A 23,163-nucleotide genomic window follows, 5' to 3' on the forward strand; every position below is an offset into this window, starting at 1 on the left:
ACCATTAAAAGTAATAAGAGATACAATTTTAAATCAAATTGTATCTCTTATTATTTTTTATAGAATAATATTGTGATATAATGTAATAAAATGTAATGTAAGGAGAAAATCGTGCTTTATGCAGATATATATAAAGGTATTGGTAACTGTATTACTTATATACACAGCTATAATTAATATAGCACCATTTAAAATAAAAATAAAAGATATAATATCAATGATAGTCTTGTCAGTACTTGTAGCAACAGCTGTTATTAATATTAATGAATTTATAATTATGTTACCAATTATAATGATTAGCATTGTATTCTTATATAAAAATAGTAAGAACATGCTAATGGGTATAATAGTATCGCTACTATCAATTATTATTGCTGTGGTTATAGATTATAGTGCAAGTTATATTTTTATGTTTATATTTAACATTGAACCAAGTAAGATTACAGATATTAGTATGTTATATGCTGAATTTGCATTGACAGAGTTTATATTAATATACGTAACTACCAAAATGATACGGTTTGTTATAAAAAAGAGAAATAATATTTTTAATATTGAACTAAAAAATAAGTTCTCAATATTAATAACCTTAAGCTTATTAATAACGCTTATAATATTTTACATAAATATTATATTGGGAAGTAAATTTGGATTTACAAATGAAGTTCTTAAGGTAAATGGATTATTATTTTTTATATACTTTATTCTTTTAGGTGTAGTTATGCTTATATTATTTAAGAGTATTACTAAAGAGATGGAACTAAAAAACAAACAGACTCACTTTGAGAGCTTACAAAAGTATACAGATAATTTAGAAAATCTATATGGTGACATGAGAGCATTTAAACATGACTACGTGAATATAATTTCTTCAATGATTGGTTACATTGAAGATGATGATATGGAAGGACTAAAGAAGCATTTCAATGAAAATATATTACCTTTAAGCAATGAGATGGGTAAAAATAATTCTAAAATAGCGCTGCTTAAAAATATAAAGATTCCAGAAATCAAGGGGTTATTATCTTCAAAGCTTATAAGGGCACAAGAAATGGGAATTGAATTATTTATAGATATAGTAGAGCCTATTGAAAATATAGATATGGATATTATAGATATAAGTAGATCTTTGGGAATATTATTAGACAACGCTATTGAGGCAGGTGAAAAATGCGAAAATCCTACGGTAAAAATTGCATTTGTTAAGAGGGGACAAGCGTTGATTATAGCAATATTAAACAAATGTCCAGAAGATACGCCTCCTATATATAAGATTTATAAGAAGGGGTATTCTACAAAAGGAGAAAATAGAGGAGTTGGACTTAGTAATTTAAAAGAGATACTTGAAAAGTATAATAATGTTTCTATAGACACGACAATAGAAAATGAGGAGTTCATACAAAAAATAACTATTGATAGTAATTTTGTATAAGATGGGGGAGTATAGATGCTTAAAGTATTTATATGTGAGGATAATGATGAACAAAGAAATGCCTATAAAAAGGCAGTTAATGATACAATAATTATTGAAAATTTCGATATGAGTATAGCTTTAGTTACTCCTAAGCCCCAAGATGTTATAGAGTATATTAAAAATAATGAGGGTACTAGTTTATATTTTTTAGATGTAGATTTAAAACAAGAGCTTAATGGGATAGCGCTTGCAGCAGAAATACGAAAATATGATCCTAGAGGATTTATTGTATTTATAACAACACATGGAGAAATGAGTTATTTGACATTTACCTTTAAGGTGGAAGCATTAGATTATATAATCAAGGATAATCCAAAGGAAGTAAAAGATAGAATAAGAGAATGTATTTTAAATGCTAATGAGAAATATTCTTCAAAAAATTCCGATATGGAAGTGTTTAATGTTAAGATAAATGAGAAGATAATCAATATAGAATTTAATAAAATACTATTCTTCGAAACATCTACTAGAGCGCATAAAGTAGTTGTTCATGCTACTGATAGGCATATTGAATTTAATGGTAAGCTTAGTGACATCGAGGGAAAATTAGATGATAGATTTTATAGATGTCATAAATCTTATATAGTCAATAGGCGTAATATTAAGGAAATTGATACCAGAGATAGGATAGCATATATGATAAATGATGAAGAATGCATAATTTCTAATAGACATTTAAAAGGACTTACAAAAGCAAAATAGGTATTATGGAGAAATCATAAAGCGTGCTAAGGATAATTAGTACGCTTTGTTTTTATAATATTTTAAGCACTAAGGAAAATTTGTCCAAAAAGTCATGGAGAATTACGAATATAGGATAAAGAGTTAAAAGCAGGTGAATTAAAATGGATAAAAACATATTAAGATTACTAAATGAAAGCGCATATGAAGATAGTGAAATTGAAGAATATATGAGCTTTGCAACTATTGATGAAGCGAAATTAAATAGAATAACAAATGATATTAAACTGAAAATTGCTAAGGATGCTTTAAGAGAATGTGGAATATATGTAGAAAGTATTTTATATGAAGGGGAGCGAATTGAGAAAGTAATTAAAGGAACAGATATAGATATGCTTGAGAGTTCGGCGATGGTGAATATGATGATGCCTATTCCATTTATGACAGGTGATGGATTTTCCTTTAATAGATTATTGTTTTGTACAAATGAAAGAATAATTGTTATCGCATCTAATTATTATAATAATCCTTTAGGAATTAAAAGTTATCATAGGAAAGACATAAAAAAGATAAGTATTGGAAAGAAGGTAAAAAGAAGATTCCGATTAAATAATTTTTTAAAAGACAATAGATCTATTTTTAAGATTCTTTTCATGATTTTTTCCTCTCTGCCAATATTATTTGGAATAGGTGTGTCAGGATACTTTATTAAAATATTTATTGAGGAGTTTATTATAAATTCTGAATTAATATCTATAACATGTGCGAGGATTATTGTATTTATATTCTTATATATACTAATTGTTCGTCCAAAACTCATAACAGAAATACTAGTGGAAATAAAAGATGGAACAAGTTATGATTTGATAGTTAGAAATTATGATTATAAAGATATCCATAGCTATTTGTACAAGTCTTGGATTATGCGAGGTAATAGCTATGACAGATAGGGATATTGTTTTAGCTATAATGGCTCACAAAGAAAGTGCATTAGAAGAACTCAAGATAAAATACGGAAGATTATTATATGGAGTTATAAATAAGACATTAAACTCTATAAGTTATACGATGGATATAGAAGAATGTTTTAATGATGTATTACTAACTATATGGAATAACATAGATTGCTATGATGAAAATAAAGGGCAGCTTAGGAATTTTTTAATATCAATAGCTAAATACAAGGCACTTGATTACAAAAGGAAAATATGTAAGATTAAAATACATTTAGAGTTAAATGAAGAAATTATAGATCAAAGAGATGGAAAAGAAGATATTACAGAAGTAGATGATGAAGCATTTTATAATCTGATAGAAAACTTAAATGAAAAAGATAAGGTTATATTTGTTAAGAAATATCTACTTGATGAACCGATAGAAAAAATATCTATAGAACTAAAGATCAGTAAGGAAGCTATATATAAACGCTTAATTAGAGGAAGAGAGAAAATAAGAGAGAATATCTTAAAAGAAGAAGGAGAAGAAAAATGTACTATGTGAAAATTTTCCCAAATGTATATGTAGATAACTCAACCAATGAAGTTTTAAAAGATATTTATTTTACACTTGAAGGAATAGAAGGATCTGATATAAGGTTTAAAAAAGTTCGAAAGAATATGATGGAAGCTAAAGCAATAGTAACAACAAAAGCCAAAACATATAAAAAGTTATTTATGTACCATCTTGATAATAACAATTTAAAACATGAGTATTTAATAAGTGATAGCATTATATGGGGAGATAATAAAGATATAAAGATTGATATCTTAGATATTAACGCAGATGGAACATATAAAATTATAGTAGATAAAGAGTTTGTTCTAAATTAATAATATTTAGAGAAGGGGGAAAAGAAAAGTGGCAAAATATGAAAAGATTATAAAGGGAGATTTTGGCTCAGTTGTTAATGCAATTGATGAAAAGGTACTTAATAGCGCTATGAGTATGAACTTAGTAGATGAAAGTAATTATGTCTGTGGTGAAACATTAGTAGCAGTCCGTGTATATGATAAGTATTTTATGCGTAATGAAAGTAGGGCGAGTTTGACGATTACTATAGTGGGAAGCAATAGTGAAATATTTATTTCAGCCATAGGTGCAGGAGGGGGCTCAGGAGTAATATTTAACTTTAGTCTTGGAGCAGAAAATGACTTGGTAAAAGTTGTAGAGTCAGCAGTAAATGAATTAAATACTATGTAAGCCTAACAAATAGATAGCCATTTGTTAACTGAAACTAAATTGAATAATTTTTTTATAAACACCACTTAACTTAGTGGTGTTTTTTTTATTTAAATATAGTATTGTTGTACTTTTGCCACATTATAAAGGCAATAAGTAGATAGCTTCAAACATTGACTGTAAATATATGGGAATATATAATAAAAGCATGATAAACGTTTACAGAAATAGGAGTTAAGGGGGAAGTATGAGGAGGAGATTTTTAGTTACATTATTTCTAGCATTTACAATAATATTCTTCAGAGCTATCTCTGTTGAAGCACAAGAGAGAACTACAATTATTACAGCAATTGATAAGAATGAGGTTAAAATAGGGGAAGAATTCAAGGTATATATTAAGGCGGAAAATGTTTATGACTTATATGGAGTGCAGTTTACTATAAACTATGACACTGAACTTTTGAATTTGGTTTCCAGTACGTTAGATATGAAAAATGGATTTAAAAGTTTTGGAGGAGAGACTGTAGATAAGGCCAAAGGAGTAATAACATATCCATTAATAAATTCAAATTCAAAAAAAGAATTACTAAAAGAACAATTGATTGGAGAATTGGTGTTTAAAGGAAAGAATAAAGGTGGAAATATATTAAATGTTAGTAACATTAAAGCTGTAGATAGCGATGCAGTAGTCATAAGTAAGAATACCAACTATTCAATTCCAATAAATGTAGTATCAAGTGAAGTAGTTTCTGTTTCTCCAGCAAAACCCCAAACAGAAGATGACAACATTAAGCAAGGGGACGAACAAAGTGCAAGTGAAGATAAGGAACCAGCAAAGGAAGAGGCAGATAAAGAAGAAAATAAAGCAAGTGATAATGAGGAAGTTGCTAATAAAGAAGAGAAGAGTAATATAGTAGGAAATAAAGAAAATAACGGGACATTAAAGAGTAGTGCAAATGTGAAAGAAGGACAAGCTATAAATGGAGAAAGTGAAGGAATTAAGGGGTATATACCATTAATATTAGCTAGCGGTGTTACAATTTTTATAGTAATAGGCTATAAAACTAAAGTAATTAAAAAGATAAAAGATAAGCTGAAAACCAAAAAAGATAGGGGATGAATGATATGGTCAAAAAGCCAAAGAAGTTCAATATTTTAAGGTGGGTTAAGAGAAATAGGGTAATATCAGCTATTGTTTTAGCAATTATACTAATATCTGGCTCAATAGCTATATTAAAGTCCATACCTAGAAAATTTCAGATAGAATATACCATTGGGCCTAAAGATATAGATAGTAAAACACTTAATGTCAATGTAAGAATAAAAGCTAAAGGCTTATTTAAGCCAAAGCAATTTGTTTTAGTTAATGGAAATATGAGTGTAGATAATGAAAGTTGTATAGATGATCAGAAAAATCAAATTAATTTTAAAGGTGAGAATGGAATTGTAGAAATAGATGGATTGAAGAGTAAATCAGAATACATTGATTATAACTATAATGTTGAAATAGCTAAGTTAGGTAAACATGGCTATAATAGTGAAGTCTATGGCAAAATGTTATCTTATGAGGGGGAGTCAGTACTTGCAATGCCGATTGCTGCAATTGATGAGAAAAATAAAAAAGCAGATAGGGTTGAAGATATTAAAATTCACAATATAGTTCCTGATAAGTGGGATAGTATTGTTCCTTTTCAAAGTAAAGAATCTAAGTCAACTTCTGAAATAAATAATCCATCATGGTTTGATTTATATGAGATAAGAAAATCTACATTTACATTTGGAAGTTTTAAAAAAGATGAACACATTACGGGGGATGGAGGATATACAGTTTATATTGATCCAGAAGCTGAAGGCTCTTATACAGAAGATGCAAAGAAAGGCTTAGATGCTTTATATAACTACTATTCAAAAGTATTTAAGAAGAAGATAAATAACTATTCAATAGTAATCTTAAGAACTGAAGGAGAAAACAAGGGATATATAATTGGAGGAGCTAGTTCAACTAATATGGCAAGTACATTCAACCCAGAAAATGCTAGAGACTGGCAGCTTATGGGACATAGACTTTTTCATGCATTTTTTGAATCAAATGTAGCATTAGAGAAATTTAACGAAGCTCCTATGTTAAATTTCTACGAAGGATTGGCAACTTATTATGAAAATATGTCAATGATGAGTTTGCCTAAGGATTTAAGAGATAGGTTAAACATTTTTCCGGAAAAAGAATTTGGAAATTTATTTGAGAGATATACCTACATGAAATTAAAGTCACCAGAAAATTTAAATTTTGCGCCATCAGATGAGGAAAGTATAACATCTTCACCAGGAAAAATAGAATTTCTGCACTATACACAATCACCTCTAGTAGTTAAATATATGGAAGATGCAATAGGTAAAAAAACATCTAAAGAAGATAACATACTTAATTATATACTTTCAAATAAAGATGAAAAAACCTTCAATATTTATAGTATGGTTAAAGAATTAATGAAGGAAGATGGGGAGGATTTTATAAATAAATATATTAAAGGATATGAAATTGTTCCGTTATGGAATTTAGCCCAATCTAGTGAAGGTGAGAATAAAGAGGTTGTAAATAGACTAAATGACTTTGAATATCTATTATATACATGGTTTGCTCAAGAAAATGATCTTTATCTAAAAGATAATTTGAGTTCAGAGAATCTAGTAAAGATTGCAGAAGAAGCTGATAAAGAAGATGTTAGATTTGCAAGTAAGGATTTAGAAGCAAAAATAAAGGAGACATCACCAACCATGTACAACCTTTTGAAAGAATACGCTCTAAGAGCTAAGATATGTTCTTTAGAAATAGGTTCACCTTATTTAAGAGAACAACTTCTTTCTAATAGAGAAAATGTTGAGAAATGGGAAGCATTTCTTAAGACTATAAAGTAGAGGAGGGATGTGTAAAAAATAGAATTAGTCACCTGCCAAATTATCCTCACATGCGTTTGGAAAGGCAGATGCGAGAAAAAAATAGACGGCTCATAATCGCCTTGACGATTTTTTAGGAGGTGATAAGGCAAAGATTAGATAAATCTCATGAAATGGGGGAGTTTAAGTGAAGAAGGTCATAACTATTTTGTGTACTTTTCTTATGTTATTTACTTTTAGAACAATAACATATGCTGAAGAGAATACAATTCAAATTGCAACTGATTCTAAAGAGTACCAAAAAGGTGATACTGTTAAGGTTATAGTAAAAACATCAAATGCAGAGGATCTATATAGTGTAGATTTATCAATGAACTATAGTATAGAATACTTGCAGCTAATTAGTGCTAAGTTTGATGTGTTTAATGAGATGGGAAGTAATGTAGGTAATGGTACAGACAGATATCTTCTCTCTATCCTTGGAAAAGATAAAGGAGTAAATGGAGAAGTGAAAATAGGTGAGTTTGAGTTTAAAGCTTTAAAAACAGGAACTACAGAAGTAACATTACCATCCACAATATTTGTAAATAGTAAGGAAGAGAAGGTAGAAGGAATTAAAGCTAACTCATTAAGTTTAAATATTACAGAGAAGCCACAAGTAGTGAATGTAGAAAGCATAACATTGAACACTAATAAATACAGGTTAAAGGTAGGAGAAGAATATAAATTAATACAAACCATTTTACCTAAAAATGCTTCAAATAAAAATGTTAGTTGGACATCAAGTAATGACAGCATAGTTGAGGTTAAGGATGGATATATAAAAGGAATAAAGGAAGGCAAGGCATTAATAACAGTAACAGCAGAGGATGGTAATAAGACAGCGGTATGTAGTGTGGAAGTATATAAAGAGAATACAAATAATAATGGTAATGGCGGTAATAATAATGGTGGAAATGGTTCTAATGATCAACCAGGAGAACAAGAGCCAAGTAAAAATACAGATATAGGTAAACTACCACAGACTGGAAAATATAATTACTTTCCAATAATAGGATTAGGCATGATAGTTTTAGGAGTTATTATAAAGAAACACAATTAATGAAGGGGGAGAAACATGAACAGGTTATCTAAAAAGCTCGTTGGAATTGTCACAATGGCTTCTATGATAGTAACAGCTTTACCAGCAACAAGTGTATTTGCGTATGATAAAAGTCAAACAGTTCATGCACTAGGAAATTCGCATATAGATGCTGCATGGAACTGGAGGTATGAAGAAACTATAAGAGAAGTTAATACAACATTTAAAAGAGCGCTTGATTTAATGGATGCTAATCCAGATTATAAATTTACACAATCTTCTTCTAAATTTTATCAATGGGCAGATGAATATTACCCAGAGTTATCAAAGAGAATTAAGGAGAAAGTAAAGTCAGGAAATTGGGAAGTTGTAGGTGGACAAGTAATTGAACCGGATTTAAATACAACAAGCGGAGAATCTTTAGTTAGACAATCCTTATATGCTCAGCAATATTTTAGAGATAACTATGGACAGACTGCAAAAGTTGGATGGGTTCCAGATGTATTTGGTTTTAACTATAATATGCCACAGATACTTAAGAAAAGTGGAATGGATTACTTTATAACAACAAAATTAAATTGGAATGACACTAATAAGTTCCCATATGAATCCTTCAATTGGAAAGCTCCAGATGGAAGTGAAGTTCTTACCTATAAGCCAACTTTTGATTACTCGTTTAGTGGAAGCGCTATAACTCAATCGAATGTATCAAGTACAATGAATTATCCAAGTTCTAAGGGACTTTCTGATAGTATACTTTTATATGGATCAGGAGATCATGGTGGTGGACCTAATAATACAGACTTAACCAACTTCAAAAATATAAATAGTAAGGCTGATGCTCCAAATGTTGTATTTGATACAGCTTTGAACTCTTTTAGTAAAATTGAAGCTAAGGCCAATACACTACCAACTGTAGATGATGAGCTATATTTAGAAAAGCATAGAGGAACATTAACCTCTGCAGCATATATGAAAAAATATAATCGCGAAAGTGAGATAAAGGCAGAAGAAACAGAAAAGCTTAGTTCCATTGCAACTTTGTTAGGATCCGAAAGCTATCCTCAAAGTAAGATTAATAAAGCTTGGGATAAAACAAATTTAAATCAATTCCATGATGTTTTACCAGGATCAGCAATAACAGCTGTATATAATGATGCCTTTAATGATGCAGAAATAGCATTAAATCAATTAGGTGGGACAATGAAAAATGCCATGAGTGGAATAGCAAGTAGAGTAAATACTGATGGAGAAGGAAAAGCATTAGTATTATACAATCCACTTTCTTGGGATAGAGAAGATGTTGTTCAATCAGATGTTATACTTTCAGCTACTGATAAAGATATAACTATTTTAGATGAAAACGGAAAAGAGGTACCAAGCCAAATAGTAAACAAGAACGGCTCAAAAGTTACTGTTTCCTATAAAGCAAAAGTACCTGCAATGGGATATACTGTTTATAGAGCAGTAGAAAAAACTTCTACAGCTAAAAATAGTACTATTACTGTAGATAATACCAATAAAACAATAGAAAATCAATTCTTTAAATTAAAATTAGATACAAAAACAGGAAATATTTCTAGTCTTTACGATAAGGTTAATGGAAGAGAAGTATTTGAATCAGGAAAACAAGGGAATGAACTACATGTTCTAGAAGATACTCCAAAAGAATGGGATGCTTGGGATGTTGATGGAGACGACATGAGAAGTACTCCATATGTTATAAATGACCTTGTATCTATTGATCTAGTTAATAATGGACCTAATAAAGCTACTTTCAGAGTTACCAAGAAGTGGTCAAGTTCTACATTTGTACAAGACATCTCTCTTTACTCTGATACAAATAGAGTAGATGTAGGAATGAATGTTGATTGGAATGAATATCAAAAATTATTAAAAGTTGCATTCCCAATGAATATAGCAAATCCAGAAAAGGCAACTTATGAAATAGCATATTCGTCAATAGATAGAAGTACAGATAAGAGTAGTTCAAAATTTGAAGTTTCAGGTCATAAATGGGCAGATATATCAAAGGATGGATATGGTGTTTCAATATTAAATGATAGCAAATATGGATGGAATACATTTGGAAATGTTATGCGATTAACATTATTAAAGGCTGCAAATGATAGAGGTGGAGTAGAGGATAGAGGACATCAGGTAATTAATTATTCTATATATCCACATGCAGACGATTGGAAAGCAGCTAATACAGTTAAAAAGGGATATGAATTTAATTATCCAATAATTTCTCAAGAAGTTGATAGTCATGCAGGAGATTTAGCCAAAACTCAATCATTTGGTAAGGTTGATAAAGACAACGTTATATTAACTGTATTAAAGAAAGCTGAAAAGTCTGATGATTATATCATAAGACTATATGAATCAAAGGGTGAGGCATCTACAAATGTCAAAATAAATCTTCCAGCAGGAATTGAAAGTGCAGTAGAGACAAATTTAATCGAAGATAATTTAGATGGGGCTCCAGTACCAGGAATAAAAGGTAATACGCTTTCAACAACTCTAGGAAAGTACGAGATAAAGACATTTAAGGTGAAGTTTAATAATTCATCAATATTTAAAGATGAGAAACCAATAGTAAAGCCATTAGATTTAAGTAAGGACTTTAATATAGATGCAATATCTTATGATGCAAATAGAAAAGATGGTGACTTTAATGGTAAAGGTGAAACCTTCTCAGCAGAGTTATTACCAGATAAGGTTGTAAGCGAAGACATTAGCTTTAATATTGGTTCAAAAGATGATGGAGCTAAGAATTTTATTCAAGCAAAAGGGCAAAGTATACAAGTTCCTCAAGGAGAAAAACATGGCTTGCTATATCTTTTAGGTGCATCAGCAGGTGGAAGAAATGATGGAGAATTTAAGGTGAATTATAAAGATGGTTCATCTACTATCAAAGATATGAGTTTTACAGATTGGCAAGCAACCATAGGGAATGATCAAAAGACATATGTTAGGGATAATATTGCAATAAACCTAACACATACTCATGTTCCTACTGGAAACACTTATGATATAGACAATAATCTTTTTGTTTACAAGATAGCACTAGATGGAAATAAAGAAATCAAAGATATACAATTGCCAGATTCACAAGGAATTAAGATCGCAGCAATGAGTTTTGTTGATGGAGATATACTAGCTAATTCTGATACAGTGGCACCATCAAAAGTTCAAAATCTTAAAGTTACAGGTCCAAAAGAATATTATTCTCCATATTTAGATTTATCCTGGGATGCTGCAAGTGATAATGTTGGCGTAGCTAACTATATGGTATATAGAGCATCAAAAGAAGACTTATCAGATTTGACTTTAGTTGGAGTATCTGAAAATACTAGTTATAGAGATGAAAATGTTGAACAGCTAGGCAAGTACACTTATATAATTAAGGCTGTGGATTTTGAAGGAAATACTGGAGAAGCTTCAGAGAAAGCAAGTCATTATGCATGTGGAAATATAGCATTAGGAGCAACTGTAACTGCTGATGGATCCATGAATGAGAGTGAGAGTCCTCAAAAAGCTGTAGACGGAGATCTTACTACTAAGTGGTGTATAAATACAGGTAAGATTGAGCCACACTGGATAACTATTGATCTAAAACAAGAGCGTACAATTGATGGATTAAAACTTTTCCATGCAGGTGCAGGAGGAGAATCAGCTACTTGGAATACTAGCGACTACACTGTATTAGTTGGAAATGACTTGAACAATTTAACCGAAGTAGACAAAGTAACAAATAATGTTAAAAACACTACAGAACATCAATTTACAACTCCTGCTAAGGGAAGATATATAAAGATAAATATAACTAAACCAACAGCAGATGGCAATGCTGCAGTAAGATTATATGAGATAAAAGTATTAGGAGATGATAAGGATTTCGTTGCATCAGTTCCTGAAGAAGCACCAGTTATTAAGGATGTGAAACAGGAAAACACTTCTGTTATAGTAAATTTTAATGAAGTAGCTAAAGCTGATAGCTATATATTGGAGTATGGTACAGAAAAAGGAAAGTATACTAATAAAATTGAAAATATCAATACAAATACTATTTCATTAAGCGGATTAACAATAGGAGCAACTTACTACTTTAGAGTAACTCCAGTTAATATTATTGGCCAAGGTAAGCCTTCTGAGGAAGTTAGTTATACTGTTAGAAAACCAGTAATAACAACTGTAGATCTAAGCAGTTCATTTAATTTAGATGGAATAGCAACAATAGAAAATAAAGCAGATGGTAGTTTTGACGGACAAGGATGGGCATATGATGGTGCTACTATTCCAGAATCAATAACTTACGAAAACTTGCTATTTAAATTAGGTTCAAAGAAAGATGGAGATAAAAATGTAATTAAATCGCTTGGACAAGAAATTACATTACCTTCAACTAGTGCAAATAAGATATACTTCTTAGCAGCATCCAATAAGAGTAATCCACAAACAGCAAATGTAGTAGTAACTTATGATGATGGAACTACTGACAATAGACAATTTATTGTTAGTGATTGGTGTAAGAGTGCAGCAACAAGTAGTGGTGAGGTTTCTGTACTATATAGTGAACAAAGAATTCAGAATTCTTCTGGTTATACTGGTCCTGCAACAAATATATATATGAATAGTATAAGTGTAGATCAATCTAAGAAACTTAAGAGCGTAACATTACCTAACAATGATGGCATTAAGATATTTGCTATGACATTAACAGGTTTAGATGCTGAGACTCCTAAATCAGATAATGCCTACTTGAGTGGAATTAAGATTGGAGATCAAGACTTAGCTAATTTCAACAAAGAAACTTATGAGTATAATGTTATACTTCCATGGAATGAAGCTAATACACCAAAGGTTTCAGGAATTGCAGAAGATTCGAAGGCAATTGTAGATGTAACTCAAGCAGAAAAGGTCCCAGGAACAGCAGCAATTAAGGTTAAGGCAGAAGACGGAACAGAGAAAGACTACAAAATTAATTTTGTAAATGAAATATCATTAAATAAAGTTGAATTAAGCGCAGATACTTTAGCTCTTGAAACTGAAAAAACAACAAACATTAAGATAAAAGCAACTTTAAGTGACGGAAGTGAAGCTGATAATAGTAAACTTAAGGTTCAATATACAGTTGGAGATTCACAAGTATTAACTGTTAAGGATGGAGTTGTTACTGCATTAAAGGCAGGAGAAACTACTGTTAAAGCAGCAGTTACCTTAAATGGAAAAGTAGTAGAATCTAATACAATTACTATAAAGGTTACTGAAAGTGCAATGGAAGCTGTAGTTACATCACTTACACCAAATAAGAAAGTTGTTAATGCAGGGGATGAAGTAGAATTTAAGGTTTCAGCTGATAAGGCAAAAGAGTTAGCAGGATTTGATTTCACACTTTTATATAATAAAGAGTTATTTGAGTTAACTAAAGTTTCTGTTAATGAAAAGTTTGGATTTAGTGATTACAATGTGATTTCAAATGGAGTTAGAGTATTAGGTACTATTGTAGGAAATAATCCAGGAATAAGTGAAAAGACAGACTTGGCAACATTTACTTTTAAGGTTAAAAAGACAGATAAAAATATGGAATTTGTTTTGAATAAGGAAGCAAATTATACTGATGTTAATGGCAAGATTTTCACTTCCACAGAAGATGTAAAAACTTCACTTAATACTATGCGTAGTCCAGATACAAATAATGATGGTAAGGTCATGATAGATGATTTGACAAGAGTAGCTAGAAGATTTGGTCAACCTGTATCAGGAGAAAATGAAAAGTATGATTTAAATTATGATGGAGTAATTGACATTCAAGATATAGCTATAATTGCAAAAACAATCTTAGGCAAATAATGTGAAGGGAGGAGCTGTTTCAAAAGAAAATTATACTACTTTTGGGGCAGCTCTTTTCCCAAAACAAATTTAATTAATTGATTATAAGGGTGATAATTATGGAAAGAGCAAATGAAATAATAAATATGTTACTTTCTGAAAATGATTATTTAACTACTAATGCTATTGCTGACAGACTTAAGGTTTCTAATAAAACTATTAGAAATGAGTTTAATAAAATTGAGGAGATAATAAATAAATACAATTTAGAACTAGATAGAAAACCAGGAAGTGGAGTTTCAATTATAGGAAATGAGTTAGATATTATTAGTTTAAAGGAAGTAGTAAAACATATTAAAAACATAGTACCTTATTCATCAGAGGAGAGAAGGAATTATATACTAAATAGACTTTTTAAAGATAACTCTAATTTAACAATAAGGCAACTAGCTACAGAATTATATGTAAGTAAGTCTACAATTCATAAGGATTTAATTCCAGTTTCAGAGTGGCTTTCAGAATTTGATCTTACGCTTATTAAGAAACCAAACTTAGGAATTGAAATAGAAGGAAAAGAACAAGATTGGAGAAATGCATTTATTACGTTATTGTCTACGTTAAATAATAGTGAAAGTAAAGATTATGTATTTAAGGATAATTTAAATATTAATAGCAGATTGGATGGGATTGTTTTAAATAAATTAAATTCTATAAGTCAATTAGATTATTATATAATTGAAAAAATTCTTTCGGAAGCAGAAGAAGAGTTACAGTATGATTTTTCAGATGAGGCGTTTATAAATTTAATGATTCATATAGCCTTGAGTATAAAAAGAAAAGAGACAAAAGGAAGTTCTAATATAGTTAAAGGTTTAATTAATCCAATTGAAGGCAAAAAGGAATATGAAGCAGCTAAAAGTATAATAAGAAAAATAAATGTATATTTTAAAGTTAAACTGCCAGAATATGAAGTTTACTATATAACTGTCCATATATTAGGATCTAAAAGATATGAACAAATTGATTCATCTATAGTCACAAATATAGAAAATAAAAAAGAAGAGTTGGCAGTTACAATTGCTAATGAAATTACAGGTATTATTGAAAATTATTTAGGAATTTATTTGCAAGAAGATAAGCAGTTTAAGAATGCACTTATAATGCATCTTAGCCCAACAATAAATAGAATTAAATATGGATTAACTTTAAGAAATCCAATAACAGATGATATAGAGGAAAATTATCCTGAAGCATATGGGATAGCGTGGCTTAGTAATACAATATTTAAAAAGTATTTTGGAAAAATTATTTCAAGAGAGGAGATAGGATATTTGGCACTCCATATTGCAGTGGCAATTGAAAGAAATAGAAAGCCATTAAAAGTAGTAGTTGTGTGTTCCAGTGGAATAGGAACCTCGCAGTTATTAGCACTTAAGATAAAAAGACATTTTAGTGACATACAAGTGTTGGATGTAATTTCAGCATTATCAATTAAAAAGATGGATTTGAATGGAGTTGACCTTATAATATCAACAGTTGCAACAAATGTGAAGATTCCACAGATACTTATAAGTCCTCTGCTTTCTGAAAAAGATATAAGAAAATTAGAGATTGTAATAAACTCAATAAAAAACAAAACTCCTAGCTTAGACAAGGAATCTGTAATTAATGAGGATTTCATATATATTAATGAACATTATAATAGCAAGGAAGAACTAATAAAAGATATATGTGAAAAATTAAGAAATGAAAGTTATATAAATGATGGATTTCTACAAAGCATCTTAGAAAGAGAGGAAAAATACACTACAGAAGTGGGAAATGGAGTTGCAATACCTCATGGAAGTTTTAAATATGTTAATGCACCTATAGTTGTATATATTAAGCTTAAAGAACCGATTAAATGGAAAGAAGAGCAGGTTCAAATAGTATTATTAGTATGTACTAGGGAAAAGGATACTACACAGTTCATAAAATTCTTTAGAAACTTCTATAAGGTTGTTGAATCTGAAGAAGAAATTAGAAAGCTAGGAAGTTATATGGATAGAGGGATAGTTAGAGAATATTTAGAGAATGTCTTTTATGAAATTTAAAAGAGCATAATTTGAAAATCACTTGAAACATATGTTTCTAGTGATTTTTTTTCTGTTTAATTGTATGGAATTTACCACATCATTCTGTGAATAATAGTAAACGGTTAAACCGTTGAAATCAGTGGGGTTTGGAGTATAATTAAGGTATGGAAATAAGTGGTAATTACTAAATATATAGAAGTTAAAATAGATAGCTATAACTATTTAATAGAGAAGGAAAGGATGTTTTTATGATAGTAGATGAAAAACTAATTGAACTCGAACTTAACGTAAAGGATAAAAATGAAGCAATAAATAAATTAGCAGAAATGGCAGCCAAAGCTAACAAAATATCTTCAGTAGATGAATTTGTGAAATCAGTTTTAATGAGGGAGGAGGAATTTTCAACAGGAGTAGGAAATGGTATTGCAATACCCCATGGCAAAAGTAAGGCAGTAAATGAAGCCATGATAGTACTTGGAATATGTAAGAATTTTATAGAGTGGGATTCTCTAGATGGAGATCCAGTTGAGATAATTTTTATGCTAGGGGTACCAGAAGAAAATGCTAATAACATACACCTAAAGATATTATCAAATTTATCAAGAAAACTTATGGATGAAGATTTCGTAATGAGATTAAAAGAGAGTAAAACAGTAGAATCAGTACTAGAAATATTAAATGAAATTGAAATAAAGAATATCTAGAATATCTTTATCTTGTGAGGATAATTGATATAAATAAATGAAGGGAGAAATGAAAATGAAAGAGGAATTAAAGCGACTAAGGGAGTATCTAATGACAGGGGTATCGTACATGATACCAATAGTAGTAATCGGAGGAGTTTTTATAGCATTATCTATTGCTCTTAGCGGAGTTCAAGAAGGTCAAGGAGCGGTTGTAACTAATCCATTTTTGACAAAGTTAATGGATATTGGTAGTGCATCCTTCTCTTTAATGGTTCCAGTGCTTGCTGGATTTATCGCTTATGCAATTGCTGATAGACCGGGTTTAGCACCAGGATTAGTTGGTGGTGTTCTATCTAATAATATCAAGGCTGGTTTTTTAGGTGGAATTATAGCAGGTTTGCTCGCAGGATATATAGCTAGATGGATTAAAGGATGGAAGGTAAATAAAAACTTAAGACCAATAATGCCTATATTTGTAATACCACTATTAACTTCTTTGGCAGTAGGACTATTAATGTTATTAGTAATTGGTAACCCAATAGCATCATTAATGTCATCTATGACTGAAGGATTAAAATCAATGAGTTCAGGAAATTCAGTTTTATTAGCAATTGTAATGGGTGCTATGATAGCATTTGATATGGGTGGTCCGGTAAACAAGGTTGCATTTATGTTTGGTTCGGCTATGATTGCTGAAGGTATCTATACTGTAATGGGTCCAGTTGCTGTAGCAATTTGTATTCCTCCACTAGCTATGGGAGTAGCAACATTATTAGCACCTAAAAAATATACGAGAGCAGAAAAAGAAGCTGGTAAAGGTGCACTTGCAATGGGTTTAATAGGAATAACAGAAGGAGCTATACCATTTGCAGCTGGTGATCCTTTAAAAGTTATACCATCAATAGTAACTGGCTCAGCTGTAGGAGCTGCAATAGCAGCAATAGGAAAAGTTGGAGATCATGCACCACATGGTGGACCAATAGTTCTTCCTGTAGTTGACAATAGAGTAATGTTTATTATTGCAGTTTTAGTTGGAATAGCAGTTGCTGCAATAATGGTAAATTTATTGAAGAAGGAAGTTCCAGAAGAGGAATTGGATGATTTGGAAGTAGAAGACTAGTATTAGTTTAAGATTATTATTGGGCAAGTGAAAAGAAAAGGGGAATTATTTATGAATATTGTTGCTATAACAGCATGTCCTACCGGCATTGCGCATACTTATATGGCTGCTGAAGCCTTAGAAAAAGCTGCAAAAAAGTTAGGACACAAGATTAAAGTAGAAACTCAGGGATCAATAGGAATTGAGAATAGAATTACTGAAAAGGAAGCTAAAGCAGCTGATTTGGTAATTTTTGCAGCAGATGTTGCAGTAAAAGAAGAAAAAAGATTCAATGGTAAAGTAATTTATAGGGTTGAAGCTCAAAAAGCTATTAAAAATCCGAAGGATGTAGTTGAAAAGGCAGTGGAGCTTATAAAGGAATAATTTCAAGTTTTAATTATGCTAACTTAATTTTACGTTGTAATAGTTTATAGATACAGTGTAGAAAATACAAACTTTTTGGTTATAAACACCTCCAAACTAGTATAGATATACTTAAGGAGGTGTTTATTTTATGGACTCCTCAATATAAGTAAGATAACGTTAAAGGAGCTCAAGTGAATGAAGTAATATTTATTGTAATACTATACATTTCAATTGCCATTCATGAATTTGGACATCTTATAGCATTAAATATATTTAAAATTAGAGTAAAAAAATATCAGGTTGGAATAGGGGCCAGTATATTAAATTTTTATATAAAAGGAATAGAGTTTAATTTAAAGCTTATACCTATAGGTGGAATGATAATGCCTGAAGAGGAAGACTACGAAGAAATGAAATTAGGTAATAAATTAATTGTATGTTTAAGTGGAATCTTAGCAAATTTAGCTATAGCGATTTTAGGATTATTTATATATGCTAAAGGCGATATAAATATAGTTATTACAATAATAAGTGATACATTTATACTTGTTAAAAACTATCTAAGTTTTGATAAATTAACCTTTTACGATAATAGTTTTTCGTTATTATTAACTGATGAGGTAAATAGCGTAAGTTCAATAATATTAAATCAAACAGTTTTAATTAATTTTGGACTTTTTTTATTGAACTTAATTCCTATACCTCCTCTAGATGGAAGCAAACTTATAACTGAACCACTATCTCTTTTTTTTATTAAATTAGGTATTAGCAAAGCTAAGATTATTAGAGCTATAAATGTCATTTCAGTTTTAGGGATTGTATTAATGTTTATACCTACAACCTCAAATATAATTTTGAGATTTATTAGAGATAGTATCAGAATATCAACTATATTTTATATAATAATAGTAATTTTAATTTGTTTGTTTATTTTAGAAATTAAAACAGAGTACTTATCTAAAAGATTTTTTAAAAAATAAAGGGAAACAACTTATAATTGTTTCCCTTTCACTTTTTATAGGCTAAGCTCCTTCATTCATTAGTTTATATTGAGACATGTAAAGTGAATAATAGGAACCTTTTAATTCTATTAATTCATCGTGAGTTCCACTTTCAATAATCCGACCATCATCAATAACCATGATTCTATCACAATCTCTAATGGTAGAAAGTCTATGAGCTATAACAAAGGATGTTCTTCCAGTAAGAAGTTTCTCAATTCCTTGCTGAACAAGTTTTTCAGTATGAGTATCAATATTTGAGGTAGCTTCATCTAGAATTAATATCCTTGGATTTGCAAGGAGCGCTCTAGCAAAGGAAAGTAGTTGTCTTTGACCAACTGATAATTTTGAACCTCTCTCACTTACCTCAGTATCATATCCATTCTCAAGCTTCACTATAAAATCATGAGCATTAACAGCTTTAGCGGCTGCAATTACTTCTTCATCTGTAGCATTTAATTTACCATAACGTATATTTTCTTTTATAGTGGAAGAAAACAAGAAGGTATCTTGAAGCATTATCCCCATTTGGCTACGAAGAGATTCTAGGTCCATGTGTTTAATGTTCTTATTATCTATTAGGACTTTACCGTTAGTTGCATCATAAAATCTACTTATAAGATTAACAATAGTTGTTTTCCCAGCACCAGTAGGTCCAACTAGAGCTATATTTTCCCCAGGGTTAACCTTAAAGCTAACATTATTTAAGACTTTTTTCTTGGAATCATAGCTAAAGGTGACATCTTTAAATTCCACAGTACCTTTTATTTCAGGAAATACTTCAGCTGAATCTATAGAATATATATCTGGATTAATCTCCATGATTTCAAATATTCTTTGGGCAGCAGCGAAATTAGTAATTAGTGTATTATAAAAGTTGCTTATATTTACAATTGGTCTCCAAAACATTCCGATATACATAGTAAAAGCAATTAAGGTTCCTATTGTTATTTCATTAGAATCAATTAGTCTTATACCATTTAGGAAAACTATTATGGTACCAATTCCCCAAGATAGTTCAACAAGAGGCCAAAAGAAGTCATTGTATCTAACTGCATCCATGAATCTATCTAGCATATCAGTTAGCAAAGTGGAGAAGTTTTTATTTGTTAAGTTTTCATTTGCGAAACCTTGAACTATTTTGACTCCAGAAAAATTTTCGTGAGTATAGGCATTTAAATTAGATCTTTTGCTTCTATAGACTTCCCACTTCCTTCTAGAAATTGTCTCAATTGAAAACATTAAGATAAATAGTACTGGGAGTAGTGCTATAGATGCCAATGCTAACTTAGCATTCATAAAAAACATAATAAAGGTAACACAAATTAAACTTAGTAATTCAGGGATAAGACTTGTAACACTGTTAGTGAACAAGTCTCCAAGTGCATTTACATCACCTATAACTCTTGCTAGGATTTTCCCAACTGGCCTTGAGTCAAAGAATGCAAAGCCAAGTTTTTGTATATGAGTATATAAATCATTACGTATATTTACAAGGGCATTATTTGTAACAGAAGACATTATCAATATTCTAAATCTTGAAGCAATCATAGAGGCAACATTTAAAACAATAAATAATAGTGCTAGAAGCATCAATCCATTGTAGTCACTGTTACCAATATATTTATCAATAGAAATCTTTAGAAAATATGGATTTACAAGTCCTACAATCATTACAAATATTAAAAGTAATATTACTATAAAAACCTTAAGTCCATAGGGTTTTAAATAAGAAAATAATCTTTTTAAAACTCTAGTTCTTGGTAAGGTTAGTATCATCTCATCTTGTTTTGTGGAGTTTATACTCATGCGATCACCTCCTGAGTAATAGTTTCAAAATCTTTAAATTGTTCTTTGTAAATTTCATAATACTTTCCTTTAAGCGTTATTAACTCATCATGAGTACCTTTTTCAACTATTTCACCATTATCAAGGAAGAGTATTATATCAGCATTTTTAACAGCAGAAATTCTATGAGCTATGATAAATACAGTAGATTTATCATTTAAGGAGTTAAGGTTTTTTAGAAGTTGAAATTCGGTTTCCATATCTAAAGCAGAAGTAGCATCATCAAGTATAATAATTGGAGCTCTTCTAACTAGTGCTCTAGCAATAGATATTCTTTGCTTTTGCCCACCTGATAAACCTAATCCTCTTTCACCAATTATAGTGCTATAGCCTTCAGGTAGTTTAGATATAAATCTACTTGCACAGGCTAAGTTAGCTGCTTCAATAATTTGTTCATCACTTGCATTTCTATTTCCAAAACGAATATTTTCTTCTATGGTATCAGAGAATAGGAAGACATCTTGAGGAACTATAGCAATGTTACTTCTAAGGTCATTGAGTTTAATATTTTTAACATCAATTCCATCAATCAATACTTTTCCTTTTGATACATCATAGTATCTTCCAAGTAGGTTAATTATAGATGTTTTTCCGGAGCCAGTAGTTCCCATTATAGCAACTGTGCTTCCAGCTGGAATTTTTAGATTGATATTATTTAGTACTTCCTCTTCACCATATTTAAAAGAAACATCTTTGAAATCAATATTACCACTAATTTTAGGTAGAGTGACTGAGTCAGAAGAATCTTTTATAGCGGGTTCAATATCCATTATTTTAAATATTTTGTTAGCTGAAGCGTTATTTTGAGCAATTATATTTATAAGCCATCCAAGCATTCTCATAGGCCAGATTAAATTCCATATATATCCGCTGAATGCTACTAAAGTTCCTAGAGTAATCTCTTTATTTATTACAAGAATTCCTCCTAAAGCAATCATAATTACTAAAGAAATGTTAGTTAAAAGTTCAATTGGAGGAAAATAATCAGCAGTAATTTTTGCTTGTTCCATATTAAGCTTAAAGTTCTTGCGATTCATTTTAAGAAATTTAAGAATTTCATGTTTTTCCCTGCCGAAGGCTTTTACAAGCCTAACTCCTGAGATGTTTTCTTGAGCAGTTGTATTTATAACAGCATTTTGATCACTAATTTTTTCATAAGAATCTACTATCTTTGATTCAAGCTTTATAGCAATATAGGCGATTGGAAGCATTATTATTATACAAGCTAAAGCGAGTTTCCAATCAAGATACAGTAATATAACACTGCTGAATACAAAGTATAGAGAGTTTTCGACGAACAGTCTTAAACCAAAACCTATAGCTCTCCAGATATTCTCTACATCTTCACCAATTCTGGACATAAGTTCTCCTGTATTCATTTTATCAAAGTAACCAAAGGGAAGTTTTTGGATGTGACCAAATAAGTCCTCCTTTAAATCTTTAGTTACCTTAGCAGATAAAAGATCAAATAAATATTCTTTTATATAGCCAAAAACAGCTTTAATTATATTTATAACTATTATTCCACCTATTAAATATGGAATTAGTGTTCTTTCTCCACCAGTAATTACTTTATCAATAAATAGTTTTTGAACATAAGGTTCAAATAAACATACTACTATAACAAGAAGCATTGAAAAGGTAGGTATAGCGAGTAACCATTTGTGTTTAAATATATAATTTAGTATACGTTTCATAAAAGTGTAACCTCCTTTTTAAATGGTTTTATTTCAAAAAATACATCCTCCGCGCTAGCAATGGAGAGCATTTTTATTAACTAAAATAGAAAAAGCCATGGATATACCATGGCTAAAAAACGTAAAAAAACGTATAAAAAAACCATGGAACGATAGTCCATGGTGTAATAAACCCTTATTATTAATTACGAATAATAAAAGAGACAGGACTATCAAATATTTTATTTTGTTTTGTTAAATTGTTAAA

Annotated in this window: 17 protein-coding genes; 15 read left to right on the forward strand and 2 right to left on the reverse strand. The window is 30.2% G+C overall.

What is annotated here, in order from left to right:
- Positions 1–118 precede the first annotated feature (118 nt).
- The 15 genes from JK634_RS00115 (at position 119) to JK634_RS00185 (ending at position 19,350) form a co-directional block, all read left to right on the forward strand.
- Positions 119–1,432 carry a sensor histidine kinase gene (locus JK634_RS00115; protein WP_202765602.1) on the forward strand — a complete coding sequence of 438 codons (1,314 nt, stop codon included), beginning with the start codon at positions 119–121 and terminating at the stop codon, positions 1,430–1,432.
- 15 nt (positions 1,433–1,447) lie between these two features.
- Positions 1,448–2,176 (forward strand): LytR/AlgR family response regulator transcription factor, encoded by a 729-nt coding sequence (locus JK634_RS00120; RefSeq protein ID WP_202765603.1) that lies wholly within the window; start codon positions 1,448–1,450, stop codon positions 2,174–2,176.
- A 143-nt stretch (positions 2,177–2,319) separates the two neighbouring features.
- Positions 2,320–3,105: a hypothetical protein gene (locus tag JK634_RS00125; protein WP_202765604.1), complete on the forward strand. Its 786-nt coding sequence runs from the start codon at positions 2,320–2,322 to the stop codon at positions 3,103–3,105.
- Positions 3,095–3,655, forward strand: a complete 561-nt coding sequence (locus JK634_RS00130) for a sigma-70 family RNA polymerase sigma factor (protein WP_202765605.1) — start codon at positions 3,095–3,097, stop codon at positions 3,653–3,655. The genes JK634_RS00125 and JK634_RS00130 overlap by 11 nt, the downstream gene beginning before the upstream one ends.
- Positions 3,643–3,984 (forward strand): hypothetical protein, encoded by a 342-nt coding sequence (locus JK634_RS00135; RefSeq protein ID WP_202765606.1) that lies wholly within the window; start codon positions 3,643–3,645, stop codon positions 3,982–3,984. The genes JK634_RS00130 and JK634_RS00135 overlap by 13 nt, the downstream gene beginning before the upstream one ends.
- A gap of 28 nt (positions 3,985–4,012) precedes the next feature.
- Complete coding sequence (locus JK634_RS00140; RefSeq protein WP_202765607.1) at positions 4,013–4,354, forward strand: DUF6054 family protein; 342 nt, start codon at positions 4,013–4,015, stop codon at positions 4,352–4,354.
- Between the two features lie 226 nt (positions 4,355–4,580).
- A complete protein-coding gene (locus tag JK634_RS00145; protein WP_202765608.1) occupies positions 4,581–5,453 on the forward strand; it encodes a cohesin domain-containing protein in 873 nt (290 codons plus the stop codon).
- A gap of 5 nt (positions 5,454–5,458) precedes the next feature.
- Entirely contained in the window at positions 5,459–7,249 is a 1,791-nt protein-coding gene (locus tag JK634_RS00150; protein WP_202765609.1) for a hypothetical protein, read from the forward strand.
- A gap of 166 nt (positions 7,250–7,415) precedes the next feature.
- A complete protein-coding gene (locus JK634_RS00155) occupies positions 7,416–8,330 on the forward strand; it encodes an Ig-like domain-containing protein (RefSeq protein ID WP_202765610.1) in 915 nt (304 codons plus the stop codon).
- 15 nt (positions 8,331–8,345) lie between these two features.
- The gene (locus JK634_RS00160) at positions 8,346–14,165 is read left to right on the forward strand and encodes a glycoside hydrolase family 38 N-terminal domain-containing protein (RefSeq protein ID WP_202765611.1); all 5,820 of its coding nucleotides are present in this window, start codon (positions 8,346–8,348) and stop codon (positions 14,163–14,165) included.
- Between the two features lie 98 nt (positions 14,166–14,263).
- Positions 14,264–16,237: a BglG family transcription antiterminator gene (locus JK634_RS00165; protein ID WP_202765612.1), complete on the forward strand. Its 1,974-nt coding sequence runs from the start codon at positions 14,264–14,266 to the stop codon at positions 16,235–16,237.
- A gap of 230 nt (positions 16,238–16,467) precedes the next feature.
- Positions 16,468–16,923 (forward strand): PTS sugar transporter subunit IIA, encoded by a 456-nt coding sequence (locus JK634_RS00170; RefSeq protein WP_202765613.1) that lies wholly within the window; start codon positions 16,468–16,470, stop codon positions 16,921–16,923.
- A 55-nt stretch (positions 16,924–16,978) separates the two neighbouring features.
- Positions 16,979–18,025: a PTS fructose transporter subunit IIC gene (locus JK634_RS00175; RefSeq protein ID WP_202765614.1), complete on the forward strand. Its 1,047-nt coding sequence runs from the start codon at positions 16,979–16,981 to the stop codon at positions 18,023–18,025.
- 51 nt (positions 18,026–18,076) lie between these two features.
- A complete protein-coding gene (locus JK634_RS00180; RefSeq protein ID WP_202765615.1) occupies positions 18,077–18,388 on the forward strand; it encodes a PTS fructose transporter subunit IIB in 312 nt (103 codons plus the stop codon).
- A 173-nt stretch (positions 18,389–18,561) separates the two neighbouring features.
- Complete coding sequence (locus JK634_RS00185) at positions 18,562–19,350, forward strand: site-2 protease family protein (RefSeq protein WP_202765616.1); 789 nt, start codon at positions 18,562–18,564, stop codon at positions 19,348–19,350.
- 42 nt (positions 19,351–19,392) lie between these two features.
- Here the strand turns inward: JK634_RS00185 and JK634_RS00190 are convergent, their stop codons facing one another.
- Entirely contained in the window at positions 19,393–21,180 is a 1,788-nt protein-coding gene (locus JK634_RS00190) for an ABC transporter ATP-binding protein (protein ID WP_202765617.1), read from the reverse strand.
- On the reverse strand, positions 21,177–22,916 hold the full coding sequence (locus JK634_RS00195) for an ABC transporter ATP-binding protein (RefSeq protein ID WP_202765618.1): 1,740 nt from the start codon (positions 22,914–22,916) through the stop codon (positions 21,177–21,179). The genes JK634_RS00190 and JK634_RS00195 overlap by 4 nt, the downstream gene beginning before the upstream one ends.
- Positions 22,917–23,163 lie beyond the last annotated feature (247 nt).

This window comes from Clostridium paridis, from assembly GCF_016765615.1.
In the GTDB taxonomy this organism is placed as follows: domain Bacteria; phylum Bacillota; class Clostridia; order Clostridiales; family Clostridiaceae; genus Clostridium_T; species Clostridium_T paridis.

Excerpts from the sequence above, each read along its gene's own strand:
- JK634_RS00115 (WP_202765602.1), top strand. The coding sequence starts at position 119 with ATGCAGATATATATAAAGGTATTGGTAACTGTATTACTTATATACACA.
- JK634_RS00145 (WP_202765608.1), top strand. The coding sequence starts at position 4,581 with ATGAGGAGGAGATTTTTAGTTACATTATTTCTAGCATTTACAATAATA.
- JK634_RS00195 (WP_202765618.1), bottom strand. The coding sequence starts at position 22,916 with ATGAAACGTATACTAAATTATATATTTAAACACAAATGGTTACTCGCT.
- JK634_RS00125 (WP_202765604.1), top strand. The coding sequence starts at position 2,320 with ATGGATAAAAACATATTAAGATTACTAAATGAAAGCGCATATGAAGAT.
- JK634_RS00160 (WP_202765611.1), top strand. The coding sequence starts at position 8,346 with ATGAACAGGTTATCTAAAAAGCTCGTTGGAATTGTCACAATGGCTTCT.
- JK634_RS00165 (WP_202765612.1), top strand. The coding sequence starts at position 14,264 with ATGGAAAGAGCAAATGAAATAATAAATATGTTACTTTCTGAAAATGAT.
- JK634_RS00175 (WP_202765614.1), top strand. The coding sequence starts at position 16,979 with ATGAAAGAGGAATTAAAGCGACTAAGGGAGTATCTAATGACAGGGGTA.
- JK634_RS00170 (WP_202765613.1), top strand. The coding sequence starts at position 16,468 with ATGATAGTAGATGAAAAACTAATTGAACTCGAACTTAACGTAAAGGAT.
- JK634_RS00135 (WP_202765606.1), top strand. The coding sequence starts at position 3,643 with ATGTACTATGTGAAAATTTTCCCAAATGTATATGTAGATAACTCAACC.
- JK634_RS00130 (WP_202765605.1), top strand. The coding sequence starts at position 3,095 with ATGACAGATAGGGATATTGTTTTAGCTATAATGGCTCACAAAGAAAGT.
- JK634_RS00120 (WP_202765603.1), top strand. The coding sequence starts at position 1,448 with ATGCTTAAAGTATTTATATGTGAGGATAATGATGAACAAAGAAATGCC.
- JK634_RS00150 (WP_202765609.1), top strand. The coding sequence starts at position 5,459 with ATGGTCAAAAAGCCAAAGAAGTTCAATATTTTAAGGTGGGTTAAGAGA.
- JK634_RS00180 (WP_202765615.1), top strand. The coding sequence starts at position 18,077 with ATGAATATTGTTGCTATAACAGCATGTCCTACCGGCATTGCGCATACT.
- JK634_RS00190 (WP_202765617.1), bottom strand. The coding sequence starts at position 21,180 with ATGAGTATAAACTCCACAAAACAAGATGAGATGATACTAACCTTACCA.